At 63.2% G+C, this 247-nt stretch carries 1 protein-coding gene; it reads right to left on the bottom strand.

All coding sequences use genetic code 11. From position 1 onward, the window contains the following. Nucleotides 1–222: tyrosine-type recombinase/integrase (locus SB753_RS40135; RefSeq protein WP_410805561.1), on the bottom strand; the 222-nt coding region annotated here is incomplete at its 3' end. Nucleotides 223–247 lie beyond the last annotated feature (25 nt).

Here is a 247-nt window from a genome sequence, read left to right as displayed (position 1 = left end):
CGAGCCGCCATCGGCGGGGGCGCCGGCTAGCAGGCGGGCATGGAGATAGCCGCTCAGCGCAGTCATGACCGTTGTGGTGACCGGCAACCGGCGCGACTTAAAGAATTTCGTGTCGCGCACTGAGATGGAGGCGGTCTCCCAATCAATGTCTTGCACCTTCAGGCGGACGATTTCCCCAAGCCGAAGCCCGGCACAATAGGCGAGCACGATCATTGTGTACAACGCAATCGGCCGCAGGGGCGCTCGC

This window comes from Paraburkholderia sp. SIMBA_053 (assembly GCF_046534895.1).
GTDB lineage: Bacteria > Pseudomonadota > Gammaproteobacteria > Burkholderiales > Burkholderiaceae > Paraburkholderia > Paraburkholderia caledonica.
Note: the sequence above shows the minus strand (reverse complement) of the source record. Positions and strands in the feature narration are given on the sequence as shown.